Annotated in this window: 20 protein-coding genes and 1 other RNA gene; 4 read left to right on the top strand and 17 right to left on the bottom strand. The window is 69.5% G+C overall.

The window, feature by feature from the left end; translation table 11 throughout:
* Positions 1-335: 335 nt before the first annotated feature.
* A complete protein-coding gene (locus tag AB0N66_RS08280) occupies positions 336-755 on the top strand; it encodes a hypothetical protein (RefSeq protein WP_365430291.1) in 420 nt (139 codons plus the stop codon).
* A 271-nt stretch (positions 756-1,026) separates the two neighbouring features.
* On the opposite strand, the gene AB0N66_RS08275 is transcribed toward AB0N66_RS08280, so the two are convergent.
* The 6 genes from AB0N66_RS08275 to AB0N66_RS08250 form a co-directional block, all read right to left on the bottom strand.
* Positions 1,027-2,064: a hypothetical protein gene (locus AB0N66_RS08275; RefSeq protein ID WP_365430289.1), complete on the bottom strand. Its 1,038-nt coding sequence runs from the start codon at positions 2,062-2,064 to the stop codon at positions 1,027-1,029.
* Entirely contained in the window at positions 2,061-2,717 is a 657-nt protein-coding gene (locus tag AB0N66_RS08270) for a hypothetical protein (RefSeq protein ID WP_365430287.1), read from the bottom strand. The genes AB0N66_RS08275 and AB0N66_RS08270 overlap by 4 nt, the downstream gene beginning before the upstream one ends.
* 409 nt (positions 2,718-3,126) lie before the next feature.
* Positions 3,127-4,332, bottom strand: coding sequence for an acyltransferase (locus AB0N66_RS08265; protein WP_365430285.1), 1,206 nt, complete (start codon positions 4,330-4,332; stop codon positions 3,127-3,129).
* Between the two features lie 56 nt (positions 4,333-4,388).
* Positions 4,389-6,611 (bottom strand): glycosyltransferase, encoded by a 2,223-nt coding sequence (locus tag AB0N66_RS08260; RefSeq protein WP_365430283.1) that lies wholly within the window; start codon positions 6,609-6,611, stop codon positions 4,389-4,391.
* Complete coding sequence (locus AB0N66_RS08255) at positions 6,611-7,528, bottom strand: hypothetical protein (protein ID WP_365430281.1); 918 nt, start codon at positions 7,526-7,528, stop codon at positions 6,611-6,613. Before AB0N66_RS08255 ends, AB0N66_RS08260 begins: the two co-directional genes overlap by 1 nt.
* Before the next feature lie 459 nt (positions 7,529-7,987).
* Positions 7,988-8,968, bottom strand: a complete 981-nt coding sequence (locus tag AB0N66_RS08250; protein ID WP_365430279.1) for a LysR family transcriptional regulator — start codon at positions 8,966-8,968, stop codon at positions 7,988-7,990.
* 83 nt (positions 8,969-9,051) lie between these two features.
* Between AB0N66_RS08250 and AB0N66_RS08245 the strand changes: the two genes are divergently transcribed.
* Positions 9,052-10,449 carry an MFS transporter gene (locus tag AB0N66_RS08245; protein ID WP_365430278.1) on the top strand — a complete coding sequence of 466 codons (1,398 nt, stop codon included), beginning with the start codon at positions 9,052-9,054 and terminating at the stop codon, positions 10,447-10,449.
* A 133-nt stretch (positions 10,450-10,582) separates the two neighbouring features.
* Here AB0N66_RS08245 and AB0N66_RS08240 read toward each other — a convergent pair whose 3' ends face one another.
* The 6 genes from AB0N66_RS08240 to ftsE all read right to left on the bottom strand — a co-directional run bounded on the left by AB0N66_RS08240 (position 10,583) and on the right by ftsE (position 15,263).
* Entirely contained in the window at positions 10,583-10,861 is a 279-nt protein-coding gene (locus tag AB0N66_RS08240; protein ID WP_365430276.1) for a hypothetical protein, read from the bottom strand.
* A gap of 339 nt (positions 10,862-11,200) precedes the next feature.
* Positions 11,201-11,588, bottom strand: a transfer-messenger RNA (tmRNA) gene (gene ssrA / locus AB0N66_RS08235).
* Positions 11,589-11,672: 84 nt separating this feature from the next.
* Entirely contained in the window at positions 11,673-12,221 is a 549-nt protein-coding gene (gene smpB, locus AB0N66_RS08230) for an SsrA-binding protein SmpB (protein WP_365430274.1), read from the bottom strand.
* Between the two features lie 135 nt (positions 12,222-12,356).
* Positions 12,357-13,541 carry a S41 family peptidase gene (locus tag AB0N66_RS08225; RefSeq protein ID WP_365430272.1) on the bottom strand — a complete coding sequence of 395 codons (1,185 nt, stop codon included), beginning with the start codon at positions 13,539-13,541 and terminating at the stop codon, positions 12,357-12,359.
* A 68-nt stretch (positions 13,542-13,609) separates the two neighbouring features.
* Positions 13,610-14,527 carry a permease-like cell division protein FtsX gene (gene ftsX, locus AB0N66_RS08220; RefSeq protein ID WP_365430270.1) on the bottom strand — a complete coding sequence of 306 codons (918 nt, stop codon included), beginning with the start codon at positions 14,525-14,527 and terminating at the stop codon, positions 13,610-13,612.
* 46 nt (positions 14,528-14,573) lie between these two features.
* Complete coding sequence (gene ftsE, locus AB0N66_RS08215; RefSeq protein ID WP_365430268.1) at positions 14,574-15,263, bottom strand: cell division ATP-binding protein FtsE; 690 nt, start codon at positions 15,261-15,263, stop codon at positions 14,574-14,576.
* A gap of 402 nt (positions 15,264-15,665) precedes the next feature.
* On the opposite strand from ftsE, the gene AB0N66_RS08210 reads away from it, so the two are divergent.
* Positions 15,666-15,857, top strand: coding sequence for a hypothetical protein (locus AB0N66_RS08210; RefSeq protein ID WP_365430266.1), 192 nt, complete (start codon positions 15,666-15,668; stop codon positions 15,855-15,857).
* A 165-nt stretch (positions 15,858-16,022) separates the two neighbouring features.
* Here the strand turns inward: AB0N66_RS08210 and AB0N66_RS08205 are convergent, their stop codons facing one another.
* From AB0N66_RS08205 to AB0N66_RS08190, 4 genes are all read right to left on the bottom strand, one after another.
* On the bottom strand, positions 16,023-16,688 hold the full coding sequence (locus AB0N66_RS08205; RefSeq protein ID WP_365430264.1) for a hypothetical protein: 666 nt from the start codon (positions 16,686-16,688) through the stop codon (positions 16,023-16,025).
* 304 nt (positions 16,689-16,992) lie between these two features.
* Positions 16,993-18,099 carry a peptide chain release factor 2 gene (gene prfB / locus AB0N66_RS08200; RefSeq protein WP_365430262.1) on the bottom strand — a complete coding sequence of 369 codons (1,107 nt, stop codon included), beginning with the start codon at positions 18,097-18,099 and terminating at the stop codon, positions 16,993-16,995.
* Between the two features lie 174 nt (positions 18,100-18,273).
* Complete coding sequence (locus tag AB0N66_RS08195; protein WP_365430260.1) at positions 18,274-19,518, bottom strand: serine/threonine-protein kinase; 1,245 nt, start codon at positions 19,516-19,518, stop codon at positions 18,274-18,276.
* A gap of 126 nt (positions 19,519-19,644) precedes the next feature.
* Positions 19,645-21,336 carry a protein kinase gene (locus tag AB0N66_RS08190; protein WP_365430258.1) on the bottom strand — a complete coding sequence of 564 codons (1,692 nt, stop codon included), beginning with the start codon at positions 21,334-21,336 and terminating at the stop codon, positions 19,645-19,647.
* A gap of 442 nt (positions 21,337-21,778) precedes the next feature.
* On the opposite strand from AB0N66_RS08190, the gene AB0N66_RS08185 reads away from it, so the two are divergent.
* Positions 21,779-25,543 carry an FHA domain-containing protein gene (locus AB0N66_RS08185; protein WP_365430256.1) on the top strand — a complete coding sequence of 1,255 codons (3,765 nt, stop codon included), beginning with the start codon at positions 21,779-21,781 and terminating at the stop codon, positions 25,541-25,543.
* Positions 25,544-25,824: 281 nt separating this feature from the next.
* Here the strand turns inward: AB0N66_RS08185 and AB0N66_RS08180 are convergent.
* Positions 25,825-26,090 (bottom strand): hypothetical protein (locus AB0N66_RS08180; RefSeq protein WP_365430254.1); only part of this gene is annotated, 266 nt, incomplete at its 5' end.

Below are 26,090 nucleotides of genomic sequence, written 5' to 3'. Positions count from 1 at the left end.
GTGCAGAACATGCCTAGCCGACGGCACGGACCCTTCGATTGAGTGATGCCAGAGGTCAGGATGCGTCACCTCGTTGGCCACCGCAAAGGGTCGCAACCACTCCCCACGACCCAAAGCCTCCACCGGAGCGTGCCGCGGCCGACCGCCCGGAGGCTCATCAAAAGGCGCTGGAACGTACAGGGGTTCGCATCCCATACGCTCACCCACAGCCGCCCGTCACCAAGCGATGTCAGCCGCAGAGAGGCGGGCCCACACTTCGTCATGGTTGACGGCAAGGGCTGCGGGCAGCCTTGTGGCGTCATCCCGCAAACTCACACCATAAGGAGACTTACGTCGTGTTGCGCCGATCTGTTCTCACCCTCTTCACCGCAGCGGGCCTGGCCATGTCCGCGGCACTGACCGCGCCGGCCGTCGCGGCGACTCCGGCTACGGCCGTCGCCTACCCCACCACCCGGGTCTACGTAGCCGACGGCGCCGGCAGTTACATCTCGGGCACTCTGACCTGGTACAACCGATCGGTGGGCTTCACAGGGACCTTGAAGTCCGTCGGCTGCCGCAGAGCGTGGTACAGCGTGTTCGATGCCTATGCCAACCCGCTCGGCCCCAGGAGCAGCAGCACTCACTGCAACACGGTGACTTCGGTGCCCACCACACTTCCCGCAAATGTTGTCGGCGGCGGCTCGTACGCCGGGGTCTGCCTTGACGACGCGAACGGCAAGCCGGTGACGTCGTGCGGCGTTTACCCCCGTCCATGACCGATCACCAGCCCCTCCCAACAGCGTCCGACCGGGGAAGGCGGGTCGTGGGCCGGTCAGTGCGGTAGCGAGGCCGAGGAGAGCGAGGAAGTGGCCGCCTTTGCGGTCGTATCGGATGGAGACGCGGCCATAGCCGAAGAGCCAGGCGACGGACCGCTCGATCTTCCATCGGTGCCGCCCGAGTCATTGCGAGGACTCGGGCGGCACAGGCGCTCCGGGGCGTGATGCCGTGTTTGCGCCGCCAGAGCGGCCCACGCGACTCAGCTGCCGCTCAGCGGTTGACGGCCTGGATCTCCTGCACGACGACGACCTGCTCCGCCCCGAACTCGCCGTCCGGCAGGGGCTGTTCCTGGGCCACACCGGTACCGGTCCAATGAATCTTCCAGGTGATGGTCGCCCTGAGCTTGTACGAGTCGTCACCGGAGGAGCGCAAGTACTTCACCCCGCACGGTGGGGTCTCATCCGCTTTGCCCGCCGCGTACGCCTCACCGATCGAGCCACCGTTGATCTCACAGACACCGGACGCCGGATACGTCGTGGCATCGGCCGTACCCGGTTCGATCTTCAGTGAGACCGGCTCCGCAACGGTCGTCGCCTCGACGCCGATCAGCGGAACCGATGCCGTGACCGACACCGGCTTGAACTCCGCCGTGTCCAGCCACGCCCACGTCGGCAAGTTCACCTTGGTCGTGCCCTCGGGCGCCAGGGTCACTTCCGTGCTGGGCACGCGGATCTCGGCATACGCCAAATGCGCCAAGATCTCGGGCGTGATGGCGTTCTCGATGTCGGCGGGTGGGGGGTCACCCGTGTCCACCCAGAAGATGGGCTCCTCGCAATTGTCCCAGCCTGGCGGGTAGTTCTTGTTTACGTACGAGTCCCAGAAATAGCCCTCGCCCGTCTTGTCCTTGTTGAAATCCTTGTACGGATCACCATCGACATAACGCTTACGCTGCTCCGCGTCCCACTCGTACCCGGTCGACCCCGCCTCCCAGGTCGGCTCCAGATGCGCCTGAAGCTGCTCCGGCGTGTATTTCGGGGCGTACCAACAGGCAGGGGGAGTCCAGGACGTAGTCGAAGTGACGGCCCCGACGGAACTGCCGCTGCCGTTCTTCGAGCGATCGAAGACAACGCCACCGGCGCCGGCGGAGATGGTGTCGCCATCTACGTCACCAGACGGGCCGGGGCCCGTTCCACCACCGACCGACCCACCCCCAGGCGGGGTTCGGTCGGCGTTTGCCGCAGGCGCAGAGATCGTCACGGCAAAGCCCGCCACGAGCAGGGTTACGGCGAAGCGGGAAAGCCGACTCATGACTGGCACCTGTCCGCCCCTCGGGTAGAGACGATCTTCACGAGCTCCCAAACCCCCTTCTCGTTCTTCTCCACCTGCACGCCGTATGCGACGTAACTGTCCTTGGTGACCTTCGTCTTCTTGACCTCACCAGTCTTGATGACCTTGCTGAAACCCTTGCTCTCGTCCGCGCAGTAGCTGAGCGACGCGGATTCCTTGGACTTCACCGTGACCTGCCGGTCGAAGTAGCGCACGGCTCCGGTGACCGTCCAGCCAGCATCCGTGTAGGACTCGACCCACTGTTGAGCGGCCACCGCGCCCTCACCTTCGGTGTAGAACTCCAGGGCGGGTAGCCGGGGGTTCTGGGCATCGATCGCCGCATCAAGCGCGCGAATGAACTCTGCGTTGTCCTTCAAGACCGCGTCCTGGACGGCGTCACCGGTCTGCTCCGGAGTGAAGGCGTACGTGAGATCCGACGGCAGCTCGATCTTCGGCCGGTCGGCGGCTTCCGAGGCAGAGGCGTTCGGCGAAGCCGACGTCTCACCCCCCGTATCAGCCCCAGCGATCTTGTCGTTGTCCGCAGAGTCACCGTCACCGCCACCGCAGCCGGTCAGGAGGAGGGCCGTGGCCGCGCCGAGGGCGGCCGTGGCGAGCAGGTGGGGACGGCGGTTCACGGCAGACTCCTGTGCGGCGTGGGGTTCGGGAGGGCAGCGATACGGTACCGGGGGCCTGCATGGCGACACCAGAGCGAATTGCGTCCGAGGGGGAACGCACCTCGGGCATAGCGGCACAGAACAGGCCTAAATAGAGGTCCAGGACCTTCGATTGAGTGACGGTGAGGTGCGAGGAGCGTCACCTCGTTGGCCACCGCAAATTCCAGACTTCCGCGGTCGCCCCTCGTCGCCTGTGTCACCCCGAGCCGGCCGGGACGCTGCGTCATCGGCGGGGTCACTCCTTGGGTCGCGTCGGCAAGGTGGAGGCGGAGGCGGGTAACCGGGACGCCCCCGCCCCGTCCCGCCCGACTCACCCTTCACCACACGCCCCCAACCCACAACGCGTCACGTACTCAAGTACGTACTCAGCTCAACCCCTTCGCCGAGACCGGGAAGCCCCGCGCTTCGCCCCGTTCGGCCACAACCTAGGACTCCGCTTCGCCGCGAGGTCCTCGACCCAGCCCACGGAGATGATCGCGAGGCCTATCAGGGGCCAGACGAGGACGAACATCCACAGCATGTAGGTGGAGTCCAGCAGGCCCGTCGCCCCCGCGCTCTGCATGAACGGCAGGTTGTACGCGAGGTCGATGATCGGGACCGTGGCCATGATCAGCAGGTTGTGCCAGAGGTAGATCGTGACGGCGCGGTTGTTGGAGAGGGTGACCAGCTTGTCCAACTTGGCCAGGCGGCCCGGTAGTTCCTGCCACGAGCGGGCGTACTGGAGCAGGATGACGACGAAGCCGAAGGACCAGGTCGCCTGGGCCAGCGGGATGTCGTTCAAGTCCCATCCGTCCGGGCCCAGATGGCCCGAGGCCCACCACAGGCCGAAGGCCATGAGCAGGGCGGAGCAGGAGATGGCGAGGTAGCGGGGAACCTTCGCCAGGATGCCCTCGTGGTGGGCGAAGCCCAGGACCCAGCAGCCGCCGAAGACCGCGAAGTCCGTGACGGCGTTGCCCGTTTCGCCGGGGATCGACACCACGCCGGTGCCGACCACCGCCGTCAGGGCCAGGGGGGCGAGGAGCGTGGGCCAGGGTGCGCGACGGAACGCCCACAGCAGCAGCGGAGAGGCGATCACGAACCACAGATACGCACGCAGATACCAGAGCGGGCCCGCCGCCTGGACCGCCCAAGTGTTCTCCAGGAGGCCGGACTTGGAGCCGATGCTCCAGGGGAACGGTGGGGCGCCGATCGGGATGACGTAGTTGATCATCTCGACCAGGCCCCATGTGCCGCCATGGTCGGGGTCCTTGGACAGATTCCAGCCGCCCGCGAACAGCAGGATCAGTACCACCGCGCTGAACACCCAGAGAGGTGGCAGCAGTCGACGGACACGGCCACGGATCACACCCCACGCCGGACGGCTCAGTGAGCGCGCCATCAGCGAACCCGCCAGCGCGAACATCACGCCCATGGAGGGGAAGAGGACCGTCAGCCAGGCCCAGCCGAAGAGGTGGTACGCGACCACGCGGACCAGAGCGATCGTGCGCAGCAGGTCCAAGTAGCGGTCACGGCCCGGCCTCTTCACGGACGGAGCCACATCCGCAACGCCGCTCGCGGCCGGCGCCCGTTCAGACACGACCACCCTCGCCGACCCCAACGGCGGTGTCGTACCCGCCGTGTAATCCTGCGCCGTCATCCGACCGGCCTCCGATCGTTCGAGCTCCGGTCACGCGAGTCACGGTCCGGCTGTCGTGGGATGGACCCCGGCGCCTCCACCACACCCGTGCGCCGGAGCTTCTGCCAGCGCAGCCGGCCTCCGGTGAGCGCGGTGATCCAGGACTGGAGCAGAACCACGTACATCAGCTGCCGGTAGAGGATCTGCTGGAGCGGAAGGGATACCAGGTGCGTCATGCGTTCCCGGTCGAGGCGGAAGGCGTACGCCGCGCACACCGCCTGGATCGCCAGGACTCCCAGCCAGGCCACGATCGTCTTCTGTGTCGGGCCGAAGACGAGCCCGTAGAGGAGGAACACGTCGATCAGCGGGGCGAGGAGCGGGGCCAGGACCATGAAGAGGGACACCAGGGGGAGGCCCACTCGGCCGAAGCGGCCCGACGGGCCTCGTTCGATGATCGCCCTGCGGTGCTTCCAGATCGCCTGCATCGTGCCGTACGACCAGCGGTAGCGCTGGGACCAGAGCTGCTGGACGGATTCCGGTGCCTCTGTCCACGCGCGTGCCTTCTCCGCGTAGACGACCCGCCAGCCGTCGCGGTGCATCGCCATGGTGATGTCGGTGTCCTCGGCGAGCGTGTCGTCGCTCATGCCGCCGACGCGTTCCAGGGCGGAGCGGCGGAAGGCCCCGACGGCGCCGGGGATCGTCGGCATGCAGCGCAGCATGTCGTACATACGGCGGTCGAGGTTGAAGCCCATCACGTACTCGATGTGCTGCCAGGCACCGATGAGGGAGTCGCGGTTGCCGACCTTCGCGTTGCCGGCGACGGCGCCCACGGTCGGGTCGGCGAAGGGCTGGACCAGTTCGCGTACCGTCGCCGGTTCGAAGACCGTGTCGCCGTCCATCATCACGATGAGGTCGTAACGGGCGTTCGCGATGCCTCGGTTGAGGGCGGCGGGCTTGCCGGCGTTGAGCTGCCGTACGACGCGTACGTTCGGCAGGCGCAGGTCCTCGACGATGCGGGCCGTACCGTCACTTGATCCGTCGTCGATGACGATGATCTCGATGGGGTGCTCGCTCGCCATCAGCGAATGCACCGTGTTCTCGATGCACTTGGCCTCGTTGTACGCCGGGACCAGCACCGACACCGGTTCGATGATCGGTACCGGACCCCAGCGGAAGCCGGTGCGCCGCACCCGGCGGGCGTGCAGGACGGAGAGCAGGAGCATCAGGCCGAAGCGGGTGAAGACCAGGACGCCGATGACGGCGATGCCGACGACAAGGGCGTCGGTGGTCTTCTCGGAGGCCCGGACCAGGTTGACCCAGGCCTTGCCCTTCCACAGGTCGAGTCCGGTGACCTTGGTGCTCGCGCTGGGGGCGTCGAGCGCCTCGGTGAGATTCTCGAACTCGTAGCCCCTGTCCTGGAGTCGGGGCAGGAACTTGTCGAGCGCCTGGACGGTCTGGTGGCGGTCGCCGCCGGAGTCGTGCATCAGGACGATCGCGCCCCTGCCCCGCTTAGGCGTGGCGTTTTCGATGATCTTGCGGACGCCGGGCTTCTTCCAGTCCTCGCTGTCGGTGTTGTTGACGACGGTGATGTAGCCGCGGCTACCTATGTATTTCGTCACCGGCCAGGATTTGTTGTCCATGGCGTCGGAGAAGGACGAGTAGGGAGGCCGGAAGAGAGACGTACGGATGCCCGCCGCGCCCGCCAGCGCCAGCTGGTTCTGGGAGAGCTCCCAGTCGATGCGCTTCTTGGACTGGTATGAGAGGTCGGGGTGGTTGAAGGTGTGCAGGCCGACCTCGTGCCCCTCGTCCACCATGCGCTGCACCAGGTCCGGGTAGCGCGAGGCCATGGTGCCGGTGACGAAGAAGACGGCGTGCGCGTGGTGTTTCTTCAGGACGTCGAGGACTTTCGGCGTCCACTTCGGGTCCGGGCCGTCGTCGAAGGTGAGGACGAGACGGTGGTCCGGGATTCTCAGGGTCTCCGTACGCCCGCTTCGGGTGTCGATGACCGGGCCGCCCTTGAGGATCTTGTCGGGCACCTGGTCGTAGGACACCGGGGGGCGGACGCGATGGTCGGCGAGGATCTCGCTGTGTGTGTAGCCGCGCAGCATCAGCATCGCCAGCAGGGCGACGAGGATGAGCGAGGGCAGCAGATAGCGCATGGGCAGGCGGCGGCGCCCGGCGCTGGGTTCAGGTCGCCTCGCGCGGGGCGCGGAGGCGTGACGGCTGGTGCGGGATGCCATCAGAGGGTGTTCTCCGGGGACGAGGAGCTGGTGGTGCTCGGCTCTGGCTCAAGGGTCGCTACGGGGTTCTGCTCGGCGGGACCGTCGGCGACGGCCGGCGGGTCGCCTCCGATGACCGGGCTGTCCGACGGGGTGGGCGTCGTGGGGGTGACCGGAGGACTGGGGTCGGGGGAGGTGGTCGCCGTGGCGGTGGGATCGGGGTCCGGGTCCGGCGTGGTGCTGGTGACCGGGTCCGGCACGTCCGGGGCGGACAGCGAGGGCTTCGGGTCCGTGGACGTGCCCGGGTTCGCTGCACTGGCCGAGGCGCCTGGCGTCGGGCTGCTGCCGGGCGTCGGCGTCGTACCGTCGCTGGCCGTCGCGGTCGCGCCCGGCGAGACACTCGCCGTGCCGGTCGGGCTCGCCGTCTCGGCGGGCAGCGGTGACGTGTCGACCTGACCTGCCGGCTGGTCCTCCTGCTGGCCCGGCATCGGGATCCAGGGCGCGTTGGAGTTGCCCGACAGGAGGGTGACGACGATGACGACGGCGTAGACAGCGCAGGCCAGGCCCACGAGCATGCCGAGGCGGCGGTATCTGCGGCTGCGGCGGCCCGACTCGTCGACGAAGACCGGGCCGTCCGAGCCTTCCTGGGCAGCCGGGGCGCCCTTGGACTGCTGGACCAGCCAGTCCTCCAGCTGGCGTCCGGCGCCGTCGAGCTGGATCGTCACCTCGTGGGGATCGTGGGTGTGGCCGGGTTCGTCGGGCTGCTCCCAGGTGGGCTGCGAGTCCTCCGAGGCGGGGCCGTGCTCAGCGCCCGACCGGGGCTCCGGCGCCGACCCCGGCGTCAGTCCTGGTTCCGGCCCGCGCTCCGCGCCGCTCGACCCTTGTCGTTGGATGAGCGGCCAGGACGAGGTTCTGCCACCGGCCTCCGGCCAGACCACCGGCTCGCCGGGCTCCGGTCGCGAGAACCGATCGGCGCCACGCGACTGCGCCGGACCGGTTCCGGTCCCGTTTCCGTTTCCGTTTCCGTGCGACTGCGACGGACCGGTTCCATTTCCGTTTCCGTGCGACTGCGACAGCGACGGACCGGATCCGCGCGGCTGCGACGGACCAGACCCATACGACGACGCCTGTGATGGTGACTCTGACGATGGCTGCGACGGATCCACTCCAGGCCCATTCGGCTGATCGACATCTCGTCCGATCGGTTGGGCGTCTTTCCGCCAGTTCTCTACGTGCACGCGCATCCCCCCACGGGACAGTTACTGGGTGCGCTCACGACGCCGGGCCTTGCTCGTTTGTCGTCCGGATCGGGCCCCCACCCGACCCAGCGCCCCCCATTACCACACTGCGCCCGGACTCAGAATGTAGCGCACGCCAGTGACACAAGATGCCGAGTGTCAGCTGTGACTCATCATGATGAGTGCATCTGTGGCCGGAATCCACCCCTCCGCGGGGCACCGCAGCCATCCTTCCTCGCCCGCAAGTTCGACAGCCGCACGGCGGAGTGCGTCGATCCCTGGATGCACCAGTCCCTTGCGCCACACCAGCGACACCGGTGACAGGGGGACAGGGTCTATGAGGGGTTTCAGGACAGTTTCCGGCATGGCTGGAAACTGCACCACGGCGAGGACAGGGATCCGTGTCCTCGCCATGACCCGCCGGAACTCCTCCGCTCCGACGGCCACCGGAGCGGGTGGCGCGAGTTCGATGTCACGTCCCTCGAACAGGTGGCGGGCCAGGTCGGTCCACTCCAGCGTCCGCGGATTTCCCGCACCGGCGTATACGGTCTCGCCCGCGAGCGCGGCCAGCGGCACCTCGTCGAGCGCGGCGAGGTGGTGGTCCTCGGGCAGCACGACGGCCATCGGCTCGTACCGTACGGGCTGCTGCTCCAGCCGGGCCCACAGCACCGGGTCGAGCCCCGCGAACCGCCCGAACGACGCGTCCAGGCGGCCCGCGAGCATCTCCCCCGCCGCGCCGGTGAGCCCGCTCTCGAAGCGGGCCATCAGTTCGCTGCCGGGGGCGAGCTCGCGGGCCCGGTCGAGGACCCGGCCGGAGATCAGTCCCGGAGAGTTGACGTCGACGAGCAGAGGGCGTTCCCGCTGCCCCCGCGTGAACGCGGACAGCAGTTCGTCCTGCGCCTCCAACACGCGCCGCGCGTACGGCAGCAGCCGCTCACCGTCCGCCGTCAGCGTCACCTGCCGGGTCGTGCGTACGAAGAGGTCGGCGCCCAACTCCCGTTCCAGGCGCCGGATGTCCCGGCTCAGGGCCTGCTGGGCGACGTACAGCCGGGCGGCGGCCCGCGTGAAGTGCAGCTCTTCGGCGACGGCGAGAAAGGCGCGGAGGAGTCGGGGATCAAGGGTCGGCTGCTGAGCGGGCATCACGCGAACTTACAACCCAGGCGCGTGAATCACCACGGACCAGGTGTTGGACCCCGAGCACCGCCCGGCGTGACGGTTGATCCATGCCGCAACAGCCCTCTGAACAGCCACACTTGCCGCCGGTCACCGCCACAGGCGACACCCCCTTCACCGTCACCGGCGACGCCCTCCTCACCGTCACCGGCGACACCCTTCCCACCGTCACCGGTAACGCCTTCGTCGCCGCCACCTTCGCCACCTCCGGCACCCTCGCCACCGCCAACTCCCGCCCGCGCCGCAAGCAAGGGCGCCCACCGGGCCCGTACCGCCGCCTCTTCAGCACCCCCGGCACCCGCGCCTTCACTCTCGGGAATCTCCTCGCCCGGCTCCCCATGGGCATGTTCAGCGTGAGCGCGGTCTTCATGATCGCGGGGTCGCGGGGGTCGTACGCGCTTGCCGGTGCCGTGACGGCGACGGGTCTGGCGGCGACGGCGGTGGCCGGTCCCTGGACCGCGCGTCTCATCGACCGCCACGGTCAGGCGCGTGTCGCCGTGCCTGCGACGGCCTTCGCCCTGCTGGGCATCATCGCGCTGATGCTGTCGGTGCACTACGGAGCGCCCGACTGGACCCTCTTCGCCGCGTACGCCGCCACGGCCACGATCCCCAACACGGGCGGCATGTCGCGCGCCCGCTGGGCCCACCTCCACAAGGGCGACGACGAGGCCCTGCACACCGCGAACTCCTTCGAACAGGCCGCGGACGAGCTGTGCTTCATGCTGGGCCCGGTCCTCGCGGCCTTCCTCTGCGGGACGTTGTTCCCGGAGGCGGGCACGCTGGTCGGGGGCGTCCTGATGATGACGGGCGTACTGCTCTTCGCCGCCCAGCGCTCGACGGAACCGCCACCCCAGCCGCGTACGAACACCAAGTCCCCTGTCCGCGCCCGCGGAATGGCCCCGCTCCTCCTCGGATTCCTCGCCACCGGCGCGGTCTTCGGCTCGATGGAGGTCGTCACGATCGCGTTCGCGGACGGACAGGGCCACAAGTCGGCCGCAGGCGCCGTCCTGGCTCTCCAGGCCGCGGGCTCGTGCACGGCGGGTCTGCTGTACGGGGCCCGTAGGCCGACCGGTCCCGCCGAACGGCGATACGTGATGTGCGTCGCCGTCATGACAGCGCTGCTGACCCTCCCCCTGCTCGCCGCCTCCCTGACCGGCTCACTCCTCGCCCTCGCCCCCGCCCTCCTCCTCGCCGGCATGGCGACCGCCCCGACCATGGTCACCGGCATGGCCCTGGTCCAACGCCGCACTCCCGAGGGCCGGTTGAACGAGGGGATGACCCTCGCTGTGGCCGGCCTGCTCGGCGGGATCGCGTGCGGCGCGGCGGTCGGGGGGTGGGTGGTGGAGCGGGTGTCGGTGACGGCGGGGTACGGGGTTCCGCTCACGACGGCGGCGCTGGCCCTGTTGATCGCCCTTCCGGCCGCGGCATCCGCGGCATCCACGGCTTAGCCGAACACGCCAACGCCCTTTCACCAAGGCCGCCTTCAAGCGCCTGCGCCGGATCAGCCTCGCCGATGCGCACGTCGGCTGCGATGTTCCCCATGCAAGAGAGCTGCGATGTTCCCATGCAAGAGAATGGCGGCTACGCGCCGTCGGGGCCACCCCGGCCGGCGGCCCACCAGTCCGTGAGGACCTGGACTTTGTGGTCGAAGCGGCGGTCCAGGAGTGACATCGGCGCGCGCAGCACTATCCGCCTTCCGTCGGACACCGCCACGACGACCGTCCGGATCCCCGCGGCCTTCCGAATCTCCAGGCCGATGATGTCCCGCCACGCGATCTCGCGACGCCTGTTCCCGAGCACGACAAGGCAGTTGTGGGTGAGCGTGACTCCGTAGCGAGAAGGCAGCGCCGGAACGACCACGCTCGCGATCACAACCGCTGAAAGGCACGACCACACCTCCTCCGACGTCATTCGCCCACCAGTGGCCGCCACGAGGACGTACGTCAGCGCGGTGCCGGCCAGCAGGCCGCCCAGAATGGGGACAGCGACCTGCAGTGCCCCAAGTCGAAACGTCGGCGCCGGTCCACCGGGGCTGCCTGGGGAAAAGGGGCTCGCAGGGCCATTTATCCGGATCACCTATCTCGAAAGCGGTTCGGCGCGTATCTCGAAAGCCGGGCGAGTCCCTCTCGCCGCATGGCAAAGGCCCCGTCGCTCGAAAGCGACGGGGCCTTTGCGTTGTATTCACGTAAAACATGGGGTGAGTGGAGATGGCGGGAATCGAACCCGCGTCCACCGGTGCAGAATCAGGGCTTCTCCGAGCGCAGTTCGCTGTGATTTTCTCGGCCCCGGTGATCTCGCGAACAAGTCTCCGACGGGCCCAGTCACTGTTTGATTTCCCACCGAGCCCCGTGACCGGGCTCGGCGGTTTAGTTCCCTAGATTATGCCAGGATCCGGGTCGGGAACACCCCCGGGCTGACACCCTTTTAGGGTCCTTCAGTCGCTGTTATTAGGCAGCGAGGGCGAAGGACTGGGAATCGCTCTTGGAATTGGCGATTATTGGTTGCGACATATGGTTAACGAGATCATTGCCGCTTCCTCGGCTCGCTTCCCCTGCTTCGACAGCCGCTGTCGAAACCGATCATCCCCATGTTGTTTTTTCAAAGCGCGCACCCGCTGTGAGGTGCAGGACCCATCGTACGTGACCAACGCACGACGGCGCCAACCTTATTCCTACTCGCCCCGCTGCTTGCGCTTGGCCGCCGCGATCGAGCGGTCCGACTCCCGCCGGTCCTGCTTCTCGCGCAGGGTCTGCCGCTTGTCGTACTCCTTCTTGCCTCTGGCGAGCGCGATCTCGGCCTTCGCCCGGCCGTCCTTGAAGTACAGGGCCAGGGGCACGATCGTGTGACCCGTCTCCTCGGACTTCGACGCCAGCTTGTCGATCTCCTCGCGGTGCAGGAGCAGCTTGCGCTTGCGGCGCACGGTGTGGTTCGTCCAGGTGCCCTGGCTGTACTCGGGGATGTGGGCGTTGTGCAGCCACGCCTCGTTCCCGTCGATCTGGACGAAGCCGTCGGTCAGTGAGGCGCGGCCCTGCCTCAGCGACTTCACCTCGGTGCCGGTCAGGACGAGCCCGGCCTCGTAGGTGTCGATGATCGCGTAGTCGTGCCGTGCCTTCTTGTTCTGCGCGACGATCTTGCGCTTGCCGTCCTTGACCTTGCCGGTTCCCGCCTGGCCGCCCTGCTTCGGCTGGGACTCCTTCGGTACGTACATTCCCTTACTCATAGTGCTGGCCATTTTCGCACTACAGGGGGGCAGGAAGGAAAGCCGATTACCGGGGACGGTGCCGGTCGGCCAAGAAGGGGCGCCCGGTCGGCTACGAAGGGTCGCCCCGTCGGCAAAGAAGAAGCCCCCGGTCGGCTACGAAGGGTCCCCGAGCCCGCTGAGCACCGTCTCGGCCCGCTCCAGCGCCTGCGCGTCCACATCCAGGTCGGGAGTGATGCCCTGCCCGTCGACGCCGCGCCCGGAGGGGGTGCGGTAGTGCCCCACGGTCAGCTCGGCGACGGAGCCGTCCGGCAGCCGGCTGGGCATCTGGACCGAGCCCTTGCCGAAGGTCTGGGAGCCCACCACGACCGCGCGGCCGCGGTCCTGGAGGGCGCCGGTGAGCAGCTCGGCCGCGCTCATCGTGCCGCCGTCGACGAGCACCACCAGGGGCCTGCTGGTGTCCCCGCCGGGATCGGCGTGCAGGGCGCGCTGATCGCCGTCGACGTCGTACGTGGCGACCAGGCCGCCGTCGAGGAAGGCGGAGGCGGCGGTGACGGCCTCGGTGACCAGGCCGCCGGAGTTGCCGCGCAGGTCGAGGGCGATCCCAGCGCCCTTGGGTGCCGCGTCGACGGCGGTCCGTACGAGATCGCCCGAGCCCTTGGTGAACGCGTCGACCTTGATCACGGTGACGCCGTCGGCGAGCTTGCGCACGGTCACGGAGTCCGTGGACAGGCGGGCCCGGCGCACCGTCTCGCTCCACGCGCGCGTGCCCCGCTGTAGACCGAGCGCGACCTTCGTACCGGCGGCGGCGTCCTCCGCGTCGCCGCGGAGTAAGGAGACGACCTCCGTCACCGGACGGCCGTCGACCTTCTCGCCGTCGACGCTGCGCAACAGGTCACCCTTGCGGATCCCGGCGGCGGCCGCGGGCGAGCCGGCCTGCACCTGGGTCACTTCGATACGTCCGTCACTCTCGCGCCTGGCCCACAGCCCGACGCCGGTGTACTGGCCGTCGAGGGCTTGCTCGAACTCCTCGTACTCGCCCTCGGAGTAGACCGCGCCCCAGCGGTCACCGCTGCGGCTTACGGCACGCTCGGCGGCCTCCATGGGGGACTTCCCGGCGGCCATGGCCTCCTCGGCGGCCTCGGTGACGTCCTCGGAGTCGCTCGTGGACGTGGACCGGTCCCCAGAAGAAGCCGAGGAGGGGGCGGCAGTGGGTTTCCGGCCGGGGTCCGGGAAGGACCCGGTCGCCGCACCGGCGACGAAGACACTGGCGAAAAGCAATGTCAGGGCGGCCCCGCGGCGGATGCGGCGGGGCTCACAGAACAGGTCACGGCCTGACATGCCGGTGAGTCTAGGACAACGCGAAGGGGCCGCACCGCCGGTTGGCAGTACGGCCCCCTTGTCATGCGTCACACCTTCAGGTACTTGCGCAACGCGAAGAACGCGGCCAGCGCCGGCATCAGCAGACTCGTCGCCAGGATGAGCGGAAGCTTCGTCAGAACGGCGTCCCAGCCGATGAAGTTGATCAGATTCAGCTTCTCGGACAGCGCCAGACCGTGGTCGATGATGAAGTACCGCGCGATCACCAGGAAGCCGCACGCGACCGTACCGCCGATGAGTCCCGCGACGGCCGCCTCCATGATGAACGGCGCCTGGATGTAGAAGCCGGACGCGCCGACCAGCCGCATGATCCCGGTCTCACGCCGTCGGCTGAACGCCGAGACGCGCACCGTGTTGACGATCAGCATCAGCGCGACGACGAGCATCATCGCCATGACCGCGCGGGCGGCCCAGTTCATCCCGTTGAGCAGTCCGAAGAGGTTGTCCAGGATGCCCTTCTGGTCCTGCACGGACTGCACGCCGTCACGCCCGTCGAAGGCGGTCGCGATGACCTGGTACTTCTCCGGATCCTTCAGCTTGATCCGGTACGACTCCTGCATCTGGTCCGGTGTGAGGGACGCGGCCAGCGGGGAGTCGCCGAACTGCTCCTTGTAGTGCTTGTAGGCCTGGTCCGCCGACTCGTAGGTGACGTTGTCGACGACCGTGGACTTGTCCAGGTCGGCGAGGATCTCCTTCTTCTGGTCCGACGTGACCGCGCCCTTGGCGCAGTTGGGGTCGGACTCCGCGTCGCTCTTGTTGCAGAGGAAGATCGAGACGTTGACCTTGTCGTACCAGTAGCCCTTCATGGTGCTCACCTGGTCGCTCATCAGGAGCGAGCCGCCGAACAGGGCGAGCGAGAGGGCGACCGACACGACGACCGCGAAGGTCATGGTCAGGTTTCGGCGGAGACCGACTCCGATCTCCGACAAGACGAACTGGGCGCGCATGGCGTCTACTCAGGCCTTTCCATGGACAGGTGCGGGAGTGTCGCGGTCAGTGCTGGTAGCCGTAGACGCCGCGCGCCTGGTCGCGGACGAGACGGCCCCCCTCCAGCTCGATGACGCGCTTGCGCATCTGGTCCACGATGTTCTGGTCGTGTGTCGCCATCAGTACGGTCGTGCCCGTCCGGTTGATGCGGTCGAGCAGCTTCATGATGCCGACGGAGGTCTGCGGGTCGAGGTTTCCGGTCGGCTCGTCGGCGATGAGCAGCTTGGGCCGGTTCACGAACGCTCTGGCGATCGCGACACGCTGCTGCTCACCACCGGACAGCTCACCGGGCATCCGCTCTTCCTTGCCGCCGAGCCCGACGAGGTCGAGCACCTGGGGCACGGACTTGCGGATCTCGCCGCGCGACTTGCCGATGACCTCCTGCGCGAAGGCGACGTTCTCGGCGACCGTCTTGTTCGGCAGCAGCCGGAAGTCCTGGAACACGGTCCCCAGTTGGCGGCGCATCTGCGGCACCTTCCAGTTGGAGAGACGCGCGAGATCTTTGCCCAGGACGTGCACCTGGCCTTGGCTGGTCCGCTCCTCGCGGAGGATCAACCGCAGGAAGGTGGACTTTCCGGAGCCCGAGGACCCCACGAGGAACACGAACTCACCACGCTCGACCTCAAGGGAGACATCCCTGAGCGCGGGACGGGTCTGCTTGGGGTAGACCTTGGAGACATTGTCGAATCGGATCACGGATGCACCACGGGTCGCCGGGGGTAGGTGTGCGTGACCATACGCGAACCGGGTGGGCGAGCGCAGTCGCCGGTCGGGGTTGCGTGCGGGTTGTGCGTTTTTGTACGGGTCACGAAGGCGCCTTTGTACGGGTCCCGAAAGCGCCCCGTCATGAAAGCGCACGGTCACGGCGGCGCCCCCTAGGGCTGGGGCACTGCGCGAGCAACCACGACGCCGCCGCAGCCGCGGGACAGAGCCCAGCCACCCCGACAAGAGCGTTCTTTTCACGGCTAACCAGCGGAGCGTCGGGGCAGGATAAGGCGAACCGCGCCGAAATCCACGGAACCTGGCACAGTGGAGGGGGAACGGTTGCGTTCCCCGCAGCGTTGTGTCAGCGGAGAGCCGGCGCAAGGAGGGCAAGCCATGACGTACGACCGACTGGTGTGCGCGAACTGCGCGGGGCCTGTGAGCGAGGGCCGCTGCCGCGTCTGCCGCGCGAACCGGGAGCGACTCCAGCAGGAGAGCCCGTTCGCCGGCCTGAACCCCATGGCACTGATCTCACTGCTGGTCGTGCTGGTCGCGGCACTGGCACTGGTGGCCCACCAGACGGTGTGAGACCTACGGATTCCGGCATTACGACAGCCACCGCGCTCCTCACCTGAAGGGGCCCGGAGTCGCCCCGTAGCACCGCAGCCATGAGAGCTGAGAGCTGACGTGAGACTGAAATAAGAAGGGCCCGGAGCATTTCCGCTCCGGGCCCTTCTTTCACGCGCGTGTGCGTCAGGCGACGGCACCGCCACGGCCGCCCATGAGGCGCGGCAGCAGACGGAAGCCGATACCGCCGGCGATCATCGTGGCCGCACCGATCACCAGGAAGGTGGTCTCCGCGGCACCCGTCTCGGCGAGCTCGCCGCCCGAGCCCTGCGCCGAGGTGTCGGAGCCGGTGTCGGTCAGGGACGAGGAACCCTCGCCCTGCTCGACGGGCTGGTTGCCGCCGTCGGGGTCGGCGTCGTTGCCGCCGGTGCCGGAGCCGTCGGTCGGGTCCGCCGTGGGCTCGGTCGGCCCGTCTGTGGGCTCGGGCGTCGTCGGCGTGCCCGGGTCGGTCGGACCCGGGTCGGTCGGACCCGGATCGGTCGGACCCGGATCGGTCGGACCCGGATCGGTCGGACCCGGATCGGTCGGACCCGGATCGGTCGGACCCGGATCGGTCGGGAGCCCGGTGTCGGTCGGACCCGGATCGGTCGGGAGCCCGGTGTCGGTCGGCAGCGGCGGAGTCGGGTCGTCGAGACCGAGGCTCACGCCGAGGTCGGTCCCGTCCGCCCCGGCGCTCCCGCTCAGGCCGAGTTCGAGAGCCGAAGCGGCGCCCGCAGCGGTCAGCGAAGCGCCCGCGGCGATCAGGGCACCCGCGGCTATCCGCGCCACGCGAATCCGCGTCTTCTTGGTCATCTGCTTGCTACCCCCAGTAGCTAAATCGTCAATGGAGCAGCGCCCGGGGCCACGGCGTCACAGGTGGCTTTGCTCAAGCCCCCCGGTTCACATGCGCCCCAGAGATACGCATGCCACGCGTTACCATCCCCATTTTTCAAAGCAACGTCAAGGTCGTTGCGTACGCGATGTCCGGATCAACATCATTTGACTGGCGTGAGTCATGTGACTGTGATGTAAAACCCAGACAACCCACACACAAAAGGCAACTGCCGTCGGCGTGACGGCAGTTGCCTTGTCGACAAAGCGGTGTTAAAGCTCCCGCTTACTTCTCCTGCTGCTTGCGCCAGCGAATTCCGGCCTCGAGGAAACCGTCGATCTCACCGTTGAACACGGCCTCGGGGTTACCGACTTCGAACTCGGTGCGCAGATCCTTGACCATCTGGTACGGGTGCAGAACGTACGAACGCATCTGGTTTCCCCAGGAGTTGCCGCCGTCGCCCTTGAGGGCGTCCATCCTGGCCTGTTCCTCCTGGCGGCGCCGCTCCAGCAGCTTGGCCTGGAGGACGTTCATGGCGCTGGCCTTGTTCTGGATCTGGGAGCGCTCGTTCTGGCAGGACACCACGATGCCGGTGGGGAGGTGGGTGAGGCGGACCGCGGAGTCGGTCGTGTTGACGCCCTGGCCGCCCGGTCCGGACGACCGGTACACGTCCACACGCAGCTCGGACTCGTCGATCTCGAGGTGGTCGGTCTGCTCGACGACCGGCAGGATCTCGACGCCGGCGAACGACGTCTGGCGGCGCCCCTGGTTGTCGAAGGGCGAGATCCGGACAAGCCGGTGGGTGCCCTGCTCGACGGAGAGCGTTCCGTAGGCGTACGGAACGTGCACGACGAAGGTGGTCGACTTGATGCCGGCCTCTTCCGCGTACGAGGTCTCGTAGAGCTCCGTCTTGTAGCCGTGGCGCTCCGCCCAGCGGAGGTACATGCGCTGGAGCTTTTCGGTGAAGTCGGAGGCGTCGACGCCGCCGGCCTCGGCGCGGATGGTGACGACGGCCTCGCGGGAGTCGTACTCGCCGGAGAGCAGGGTCCGGACTTCCATCTCGTCCAGCGCCTTCTTCACGGCCGTGAGCTCGGTCTCGGCCTCGGCGCGGGTGTCCGGGTCGTCCTCCTCCTCGGCCATCTCGAAGAGCACGCTCAGATCGTCGATACGCCCGCGCAGCGCTTCGGCCTTCCTGACCTCCGCCTGGAGGTGGCTCAGCTTGCTGGTGATCTTCTGCGCCTCGTCCGGGTCGTCCCACAGGGACGGCGCGGCCGCCTGCTCCTCGAGCACGGCGACATCTGCCCTCATCTTGTCGAGGTCCAGGACGGCCTCGATCGACTCCATGGTCGAGGAGAGGGACTTGAGCTCTTCGGATACATCGACGACTGCCACGCCTCCAGCGTAACGGCAACGACAACCGGGGCCGGCCCCTCGGTCCAGAGGGCGATCTTTCAGCCCGTCCGGCGTTTGAGGACGAGGCCGTTCAGGCTGAAAGCGGGGGTCTGGGGGCGGCAGCCCCCAGAACCAAGGGACGGGTAGGGGCAGAGGGGGCGAAGAAAACCAGGGTCACGGAGCCGCGGGGGCCGAGTTCTTCGTGTCCGGCGACGGTGTCGACCCGCCGTCCTCCCCCGAGGTGGCCAGCCACGTACCGACACCCACCGCGGCCACCAGGGCGACGGCCGCCGTCCCGAGCGTGATCCGCCGCCGCCGAGCGGAGGCCCTATGCCGGGCGGACCCAGGACGCGGCGCCCCCGCGGCCCGCGGCACGCGAGCCGTCCCGCGCGCACCCCCCGCCAGCTCATCCGGTCCTGGCACCCGCATCGACGTATGGGTGTCCCGGTTCGAGTCGGACACAGCCCCCGGCACGAGCGGCACGGCCCCCCGCCGCACCGGCGACGGATCCCGCGGCGCAGCCGGCTCCGCCTCCTCGTACCCCTCGTCCTCCCCGGACTCCGAGTCCGGGGAATCGACGTCCAACGGCGGCATCCCGGCCAGCATGGGCAACTGCTCCCGCAACCGCGCCCCCAGCTCGGACGCCCGGAGCCGCGACGCCGGCGCCTTCGCCAGACACTGCACGAGCAATTGCCACAGCTCGTCCGGGATCCCGGGCAGCGGAACGACCGTCTCGGTCACATGCCGCCGCAGCACCGCCCCCGGATGCCCGCCCCCGAAGGGCGTGAATCCGGCGAGCAGTTCGTACAGCACTGTCGCCAGCGCGTAGATGTCGACGGCCGCGCGAGGCGGCAGCCCCTCGATGATCTCGGGCGCGAGATAGTCCGGCGTACCGATGATCTTTGTCGCCTTGGTCCGCCGGGGCGAGTCGATGAGCTTGGCCACACCGAAGTCGGTCAGCAGCGCGGGGTGCGAGCCGCCGGGCCCGAGCGGCCCCTGCATGTCGAGCAGTACGTTCTCCGGCTTCACGTCCCGGTGGACGACCCCCGCGGCGTGCGCGGCCGCCAGCGCGTCCGCGATATCGGCCACGATCGCGACGGCGGCCTCGGGGGCGAGCCGCCGCTCCCGGTCCAGCCGGGTCCGCAGATCCGTGCCTCGTACGAGATCCATGACGAGCGCGAGGTCGTTGCCGTCGACGACGAGATCCCGCACCGCGACCACATGCGGATGATCGAGCCCGAGCAGCGCCGTGCGCTCCTGCACGAAGCGCCCCACGAGCTCCTGGTCGGACGCCAGGTCCTCGCGCAGCAGCTTGACGGCGACGGGCCCATCGGGCCCGTCACCCAGCCACACCGTGCCGGCGCTGCCCCGCCCAAGAATTTGGTTCGCGGTGTACCGGCTACCGATTTTCCGTGCCAAGACTGCTCCTACGGACGCGTGTTGTCGCTAAAAGTACGCGTCCGAAGAGCCAACCTTCACGCCGGAGCCGGAAATCACCCGCCAGGTGTCGACAAATCCCCAGAGTCGGTTCCCAGAAGTCCCGAATTACTGCCCGGAACCTGCATCCGAGCCCTGACCGAGATCCCCGATCCACCCGGAGACGGTGTTGTACATCTCAGTCACCTGGCCCCAGAAACTCCTGGTGCTCCCAATCCATTCCTGAAGGGGACTCAACTCCCAGATCAGCCAAGCGGCGACAAAGAGGATGACGATGGTGAACAGACACCCCTTGAGGCAGCCGAGCCCGGGAATCTTCATCGGGTTGGCACTGCGCTGCCGCGGCTCGCGGGGTTCACGCGGCGCGGGCTGCTGCGGTTGCTGCGGCGCGGGAGCGTACCTCTGGGGCTGCTGATGCTGCGGCGGAGGCTGCTGCTGCCGCCGGGGCTGCTGTTGCGGCTGCTGCTGAGGCGCGTACTGCTGCGGCTGTTGCTGCTGCGGATATCCGTATCCGGGCGGCGGCTGCTGACCCTGCTGCGGCCGCTGCTGGGGCCGTGCGACCTGCCGCTGGGGGCGGCGGCGCAGCGGGTCCTCGTTCGGGTCGAGGTACTGGACCTGCGTCGCTTCGTTGCGGTCGCGGGCCGCGCGCAGCTGGTTCTGCCAGGGGTGCGGGTCCTCGGGTCCCTGCCCGCCCGGCTGGTTCTGCGGCACGGGCGGCATGACGGCGGTCGGGTCGGCCGCGCCACGGCCCGGAAGTACGGAGGTGGGGTCGGCGGCACCGGTGTGCGGGAGGTAGCTGGTCGCGGCGTTCGGGTCGTACGAGCCGGCGCCCTGCGGCAGCACCTGGGTGGGATCGGCGGCGCCGGGCATCCCCGGGACGGTCGCCGGGGACAGGTCGGGGGCGAGCAGCGCCCCCACGCCCTCCGCGGCCATGATCTGCGCGGAGCTCGCGTGCACACCGACGCCCGCGGCGACCGTACGCAGCCCGCGCGCGAGGTTCTCGGCGCTCGGCCGCTCGTCCGGGTTCTTGCGCAGGCAGCGCTCGATGACGGTCCACAGGGGGTCCGGGACGGTCGACGGGCGGCGCGGCTCGGCGCTCAGGTGCTGGTGCAGCACTTCGAGCGCGGACCCGCCGCCGAACGGCGGACGCCCGGTGACCAGCTCGTACATCAGGATTCCGGCGCCGTAGATGTCGACGGCGGACGTCTGCGGACGTCCTTCCGCGGACTCGGGCGCGACATACGCGGGCGTGCCGACGAACTCGTGGGTCCGGGTCAGCCCCGGGGAGTCCGCGAGCCGGGCGATGCCGAAGTCCGTCAGCATCGGGTGCATCTGGCCGCCGTGCTGCGTGAGCAGGACGTTCGCGGGCTTCAGGTCGCGGTGGACGACGCCGTCGGCGTGGCTGGCGGCGAGCGCGTCGGCGACCTGGGCGGTCAGGAGGGCGGCGGCGACGGGACTGAAGGGACCGTTCTCGCGGAGGTAGCGGTGCAGGTCGGGGCCGTCGATCAGGTCCATGACGAGCGCGAGCAGATCGCCTTCGACGACGAGATCCCGTACGCGCACGATATTCGGGTGGGTCAGCCGCAGGAGGACGGAGCGCTCCCGCAGGAACCGCATCACGATGTCGGGGTCGCTGGCGAGCTCTTCCTTGAGGACCTTGATCGCCACGGTCTCGCCGGGCTGGCCCTGGACCGCCGCCTCGGCACCCGCCGTCTCCCGCTGGCGGGCGCGCCAGACAGTGCCTGTGGCGCCGCGCCCCAGCGGTTCCTCAAGGAGGTACTTGCTCCCTACCGGCCGCACGTCATGCGCTCCCTGTTGCTTGCTGCTCGCCTGCTGATTCCGACCCACTGTAGTGCCGAGGCACATGGCGCCGGGCTGTCGTCCTCCGGTGCTGCACCCCGCATCCCGTGCGCCTCATAGTCGCTTACGTACCAGTTGCCGTACATGTTCGATGGAAAGACGCTCGGTCCGGTCGCTTGGTTGCCGAGACCTGAACGTGACCGATCTCAAGCGGGCACCGGACGGACACGGGTAGGGCACTGGTCAGGAACTTTTACGGGCAGAGCCGACCAATCAAGATCACTTACAGGTGGGGGGCGGGCGTGTTGTCAGTGGCAGGTGCGAGGATGCTTTCACTACTGGCCGACGTGCCCGTGTGCGGTGGGGGAATCTGCGCTGGAGGGACCACAGCGCAGCCTCGTCCTCGTCGCGGACACCCGCGCGGAAGGGACCTCTGACGGCGATGCAGATCCGGCTGACCGTCGTAGACCCGCTGGGCCCGCCCTCGGAGCCGCGGGGACGTGCCGCGGCCTGCGATGTGCTGGTCACCGCCCCCGCCGGGACGGCGCTGGCCGCGGTGGCGTCCGCGCTGGCCTCGGCGGTCGGCGGAAGCGACAGCCAGGTCGTGCTGTACGCGGGCGCCGAGCGCCTCGACGCACAGCGCTGCACTGTGGGCGAGCCACCGCTGACGGACGGCGCCGTGCTGTCCCTGGGCTCCCCCGCGGAGCCCGGTCCCGACGTGGACGACGTCGCGGCCCAGCTCCAGGTGGTCGCGGGCCCAGACGCGGGCGGCGTCCACCTCCTGCACGGCGGCCAGATCCACATCGGCCGCTCCGCCGACGCGGACGTACCGCTGGACGACCCCGATGTCTCCCGCCTGCACTGCGCCATCACGGTCACCCCCGAGGGCCGCGTCTCGGTCGCCGACCTCGGCTCCACGAACGGCACGATGCTCAACGGCACCCGCGTAGGCACCCGCCCGGTCCGCTTCGCCCCGGGCGCGCTCCTGCGCGTGGGCGAGTCGGCCCTGAGGCTCGCTCCGCCCGGGAGTACGAGGTCTGTGGGCACGACACCCGACGGAGAAGGACATGTCCGGGTGACGGTCCAGGGCGATACCGGCACTGCCGGTGCTCCCGGCACTGCCGGTGCTCCCGACGATGCCGCCGGTCAGGCACGCTCCGCCCCGACGGCGAGCGTGCCCCACGCGCGCGTGGGCGGCGCCACCCTGGACGCGGGCGCCCCGGTCCCGCCCGGCGGGGAGACGCATCACGCCTATGGATCATCGGAGTGGGGAGCCGCGGGGGGCGACACCGCGGCCCAGGAACACGGCCCGGTCGTACCGGTACAGGGCAGGGCACCGCGGATCGAGAACAGGGAATCGTCCAGTACGGCCACGGCTCCTCAAGGCGAGGACACGCACACCGACGCCGAACCCACTGCCGCCGCCGACGCTTCTGGCGCGGGCGGCACACGGAAAGGCACTCCCCCCAGGGGTACGGACATCCCATCGGGCGCACGCAAGCGAGCCGGACTCGGAGCATGGGCCCGGCGGCTGGCCGGGGGACGCGGAGAGCCCACCGAAACCGAGCAGGACGCCTACGGCGAAGAGGAAGCCGCGGAGGAGAAGGACCCCTCTCCGGTCACGCGGTCACCGGAGAGCTGGCCCGACCCCGCGACGCTGCTGCTCACCGCACTGGGACCGGGACCCCGCCTGTGGGAGCGCGGGCCGGGGCACCCGGAGACGCTGACGGTACGGCTGGGTACGGCGGACCGGGCGGCGCCGGACGGTTCCGGCCTGCTGCCCGCCGTGCCGGTCACCGCCGACCTGCGAGAGGCCGGCGCGCTGGGCCTCGCCGGCCCGCGGGAGCGCCTCATGGGGCTGGCCCGCGCGGTCGTGGCCCAGCTCGCCGCGCTGCACTCGCCCGACATACTGGAAATCGTCCTGATCAGCGCGGACCGTTCCCGCTCTGTGGAGGACCGCACCGCCGAGTGGTCCTGGCTCGGCTGGCTCCCCCATGTCCGCCCCACCCACGGCCAGGACTGCCGCCTCCTCCTCGCGTACGACCGCGAGCAGGCCACGGCCCGCACCGACGAACTCCTCCGCCGCCTGGACGACCACCCGCCGACGCCCACCGCTCCCCCTGCCGACGAAGCCCGCGGCGGAGCCCGACGCCCGTCGTGGGCACGCTCCGACGACCCGGCGGACGGCGCCTTCGACGGCCCGTACACGGTCGTCGTCGTGGACGGCGACCCCGGTGGCGCCGACGTACGGGAGTCCGTGGCACGGCTGGCCCACGAGGGTTCGCGAGCCGGCATCCATGTCATCTGCCTGGCCGAGACGGCATCGGCGTCACCCGCGTCCCCGGTGACGGACACATACGAGGCGGCGTGCGAGACGTCACCACCGTTCCGGGAGTGCGGGGCGGTAGCGCTGCTCAGCGGGGATGTGGCGACGGCGCTGCGGCTCCTACGAGTGGCCCCGGGCGGGTCACCGGAGGAGACGATTCCAGATCGGGACGAGGCCCCGCGTGCCGGGTCTACACATTCCGGGTCCACGCACTCAGGGTCCACACACTCCGGGTCCACGTACTCCGGGTCGGCACGGTTCGGATCCACCCATGGCGAGCCCAGGGACGGCGGGCCCAAGGACAGCGGGACCACGGACGACAGCGGTTCCGCACACGACGACCTCTCACGCGGCGAACGCGCCCAGGACGGCTCGCCGACACCACAGGCAGGTCGCGCCGACAACGGGTCTACGCACGGGGGTTCGGCCCTCGGGGGCTCGGCCCTCGGAGGTTCGACGCACACCACATCCGCCCGTCCCAGGCCGCTCCACCCCACTTCCCCTCTCCCTATCCCTCACCCTCTCCCCACCCCCTCCGGACAACTGCCCCGTGGGCCCGTGGGCCCTGGGTCGGTGGCCCGTGGGCCCGTGGGTCGTGGCATCGTCGCCGCGGTCGACGCGGTGTCGGTGGCGTGGGCGGAGCGGTTCGCTCGGGCGCTGGCTCCCCTGCGTACAGATGGTGCCGGTGCACAAGGGGAGCGGCATGCGCGGGTGTCCGTGCCGCTGCCTCAGATGGCGCGGCTGCTGGATGAGTTGGGGCTGGCACGGGCCACCCCCGCGTCGTTGATGGCCCGTTGGGCGGACGCAGGCGACGACGCGGAGACGCTGGGCGGGCGCGGCTGGGCCGTGCTCGGCGCCGGCCCCCGCGGCCCCGTCTGCGTGGACCTCGCGGCCGACGGCCCGCATCTGCTGATCGAGGGCCCGTCGGGCAGCGGCCGTACGGAACTGCTGCGCTCCATCGCCGCCTCCCTCGCCGCCGCAGAGCGCCCGGACCGGCTCGGGATCGTCCTGATAGACGGGCGGGACGGCACCGGAAGCAACGTCGCCGGGCAGGGCGAGGGGCTGCGCGTCTGTACGGACCTCCCTCACGTCACCACGCACCTCGCCGCCAACGACCCTGTACGGATGCGGGAGTTCGCCCAGTCCCTGAGCGCCGAGCTGAAGCGGCGGGCGGAGTTGCTCGGCCGGCTCGACTTCGCGGAGTGGCACACCCGGCGCGAGGTGTCGGGGCGGATGGTCACGCAGCGCTCGGCGGGCGGCGGGGGCTCCTCCGGTGCCGGGGATCTTGACGCGGCGCCCAGTTCGACGCTGCGGCTGCGGCCGGCGGCGGCTGCGGCACGGGAGCGTACGGAGTCGGGGCCGCCCCTTGCCCGTCTCGTCGTGGTCGTCGATGACCTGGATGCGCTGCTCTCCCCCGCGTTGGGGTCGCTGGGGCGGCCTTCGGCCGGGTCGGTCGTACGGGCGCTGGAGGCGGTTGCCCGTGAAGGGCAGCGGCTAGGGGTGCATCTCGTGGCGGCCGCCGGTTTGGAGGGGCGTACCGCGGATTCCGAGCTGGCTCGTTCCGCGGCGCTGCGGGTTACGCTCGATGCGGCGTCGGCGGCGTCTGTGTCGGAGGGGCCCGCGCCCGGGCGGGGGCAGTTGCTCGGCCCCGACGGGCGGGTCACGCCCTTCCAGGCCGGGCGGGTCACAGGGCGCATCCCCCGTACGGCCACCCTTCGCCCCACGGTCGTTCCCCTGGAATGGCACCGCATGGGCGACCCTCCGGCTCGCCGCCCCGTCCGCGAACTCGGCAACGGCCCCACAGACCTGGCCCTCCTGGCCAGCGCCCTGGAACGCGCCGCCCGCTCAGTCTCCGCAACCGAGGTCCCCTCCCTGCTCTGACCTCCGGCCTGCTCCAACCCCCGGCGCGGGTGCCGACCTCAATCTCTTTCGCCCCCTCCGCCCCTACCCGTCCCGTACCCGGGGGCTGCCGCCCCCAGACCCCCGCTATCGGCCTGAACGGCCTCGTCCTCAAACGCCGGACGGGCTGAAAGATCTGTCCTCGGCCGGGGATGAAGAGAGACACCTCCACGGGTGGGTGGGGGGATCGGGCGGGCGGGAGGGAACCGGTGGGCGGCGCCCCACCCTCGAACGCCCGCCGGACTCAAGGCCTCCCACCGGACTCAAGACCGCTGGCCGGGCTCAAGACCGCCCGGCCGGAGATGAAGAGCGCGCCCTCGGCGGAGCTGAAGAGCCCTCCCCGCCGGAGCCGGAAAGCGTTGCCATGCCGCCCGCAGCCGGAAAGCGCTGCCGCGGCGGCCCGCACCCGAAAGACCACGGAAGGGGGCGTGCCGGTACGTCCAGATGCCCGTCGCGTACGTCCGCGTCACCGGACCCGTCACTTCCTGCCCGACGTCTGATCCGGCGGCGACGGGCGGGACCGCCAGAT

Origin of the sequence: Streptomyces sp. NPDC093544, from assembly GCF_040683495.1 — a bacterium.
Taxonomy (GTDB): domain Bacteria; phylum Actinomycetota; class Actinomycetes; order Streptomycetales; family Streptomycetaceae; genus Streptomyces.
Note: the sequence above shows the minus strand (reverse complement) of the source record. Positions and strands in the feature narration are given on the sequence as shown.

Excerpts from the sequence above, each read along its gene's own strand:
- AB0N66_RS08210 (WP_365430266.1), top strand. The coding sequence starts at position 15,666 with ATGACGTACGACCGACTGGTGTGCGCGAACTGCGCGGGGCCTGTGAGC.
- AB0N66_RS08275 (WP_365430289.1), bottom strand. The coding sequence starts at position 2,064 with ATGAGTCGGCTTTCCCGCTTCGCCGTAACCCTGCTCGTGGCGGGCTTT.
- smpB (WP_365430274.1), bottom strand. The coding sequence starts at position 12,221 with ATGAGTAAGGGAATGTACGTACCGAAGGAGTCCCAGCCGAAGCAGGGC.
- ftsX (WP_365430270.1), bottom strand. The coding sequence starts at position 14,527 with ATGCGCGCCCAGTTCGTCTTGTCGGAGATCGGAGTCGGTCTCCGCCGA.
- AB0N66_RS08250 (WP_365430279.1), bottom strand. The coding sequence starts at position 8,968 with ATGCCCGCTCAGCAGCCGACCCTTGATCCCCGACTCCTCCGCGCCTTT.
- AB0N66_RS08260 (WP_365430283.1), bottom strand. The coding sequence starts at position 6,611 with ATGGCATCCCGCACCAGCCGTCACGCCTCCGCGCCCCGCGCGAGGCGA.
- AB0N66_RS08205 (WP_365430264.1), bottom strand. The coding sequence starts at position 16,688 with ATGACCAAGAAGACGCGGATTCGCGTGGCGCGGATAGCCGCGGGTGCC.
- AB0N66_RS08225 (WP_365430272.1), bottom strand. The coding sequence starts at position 13,541 with ATGTCAGGCCGTGACCTGTTCTGTGAGCCCCGCCGCATCCGCCGCGGG.
- AB0N66_RS08245 (WP_365430278.1), top strand. The coding sequence starts at position 9,052 with ATGCCGCAACAGCCCTCTGAACAGCCACACTTGCCGCCGGTCACCGCC.
- AB0N66_RS08185 (WP_365430256.1), top strand. The coding sequence starts at position 21,779 with ATGCAGATCCGGCTGACCGTCGTAGACCCGCTGGGCCCGCCCTCGGAG.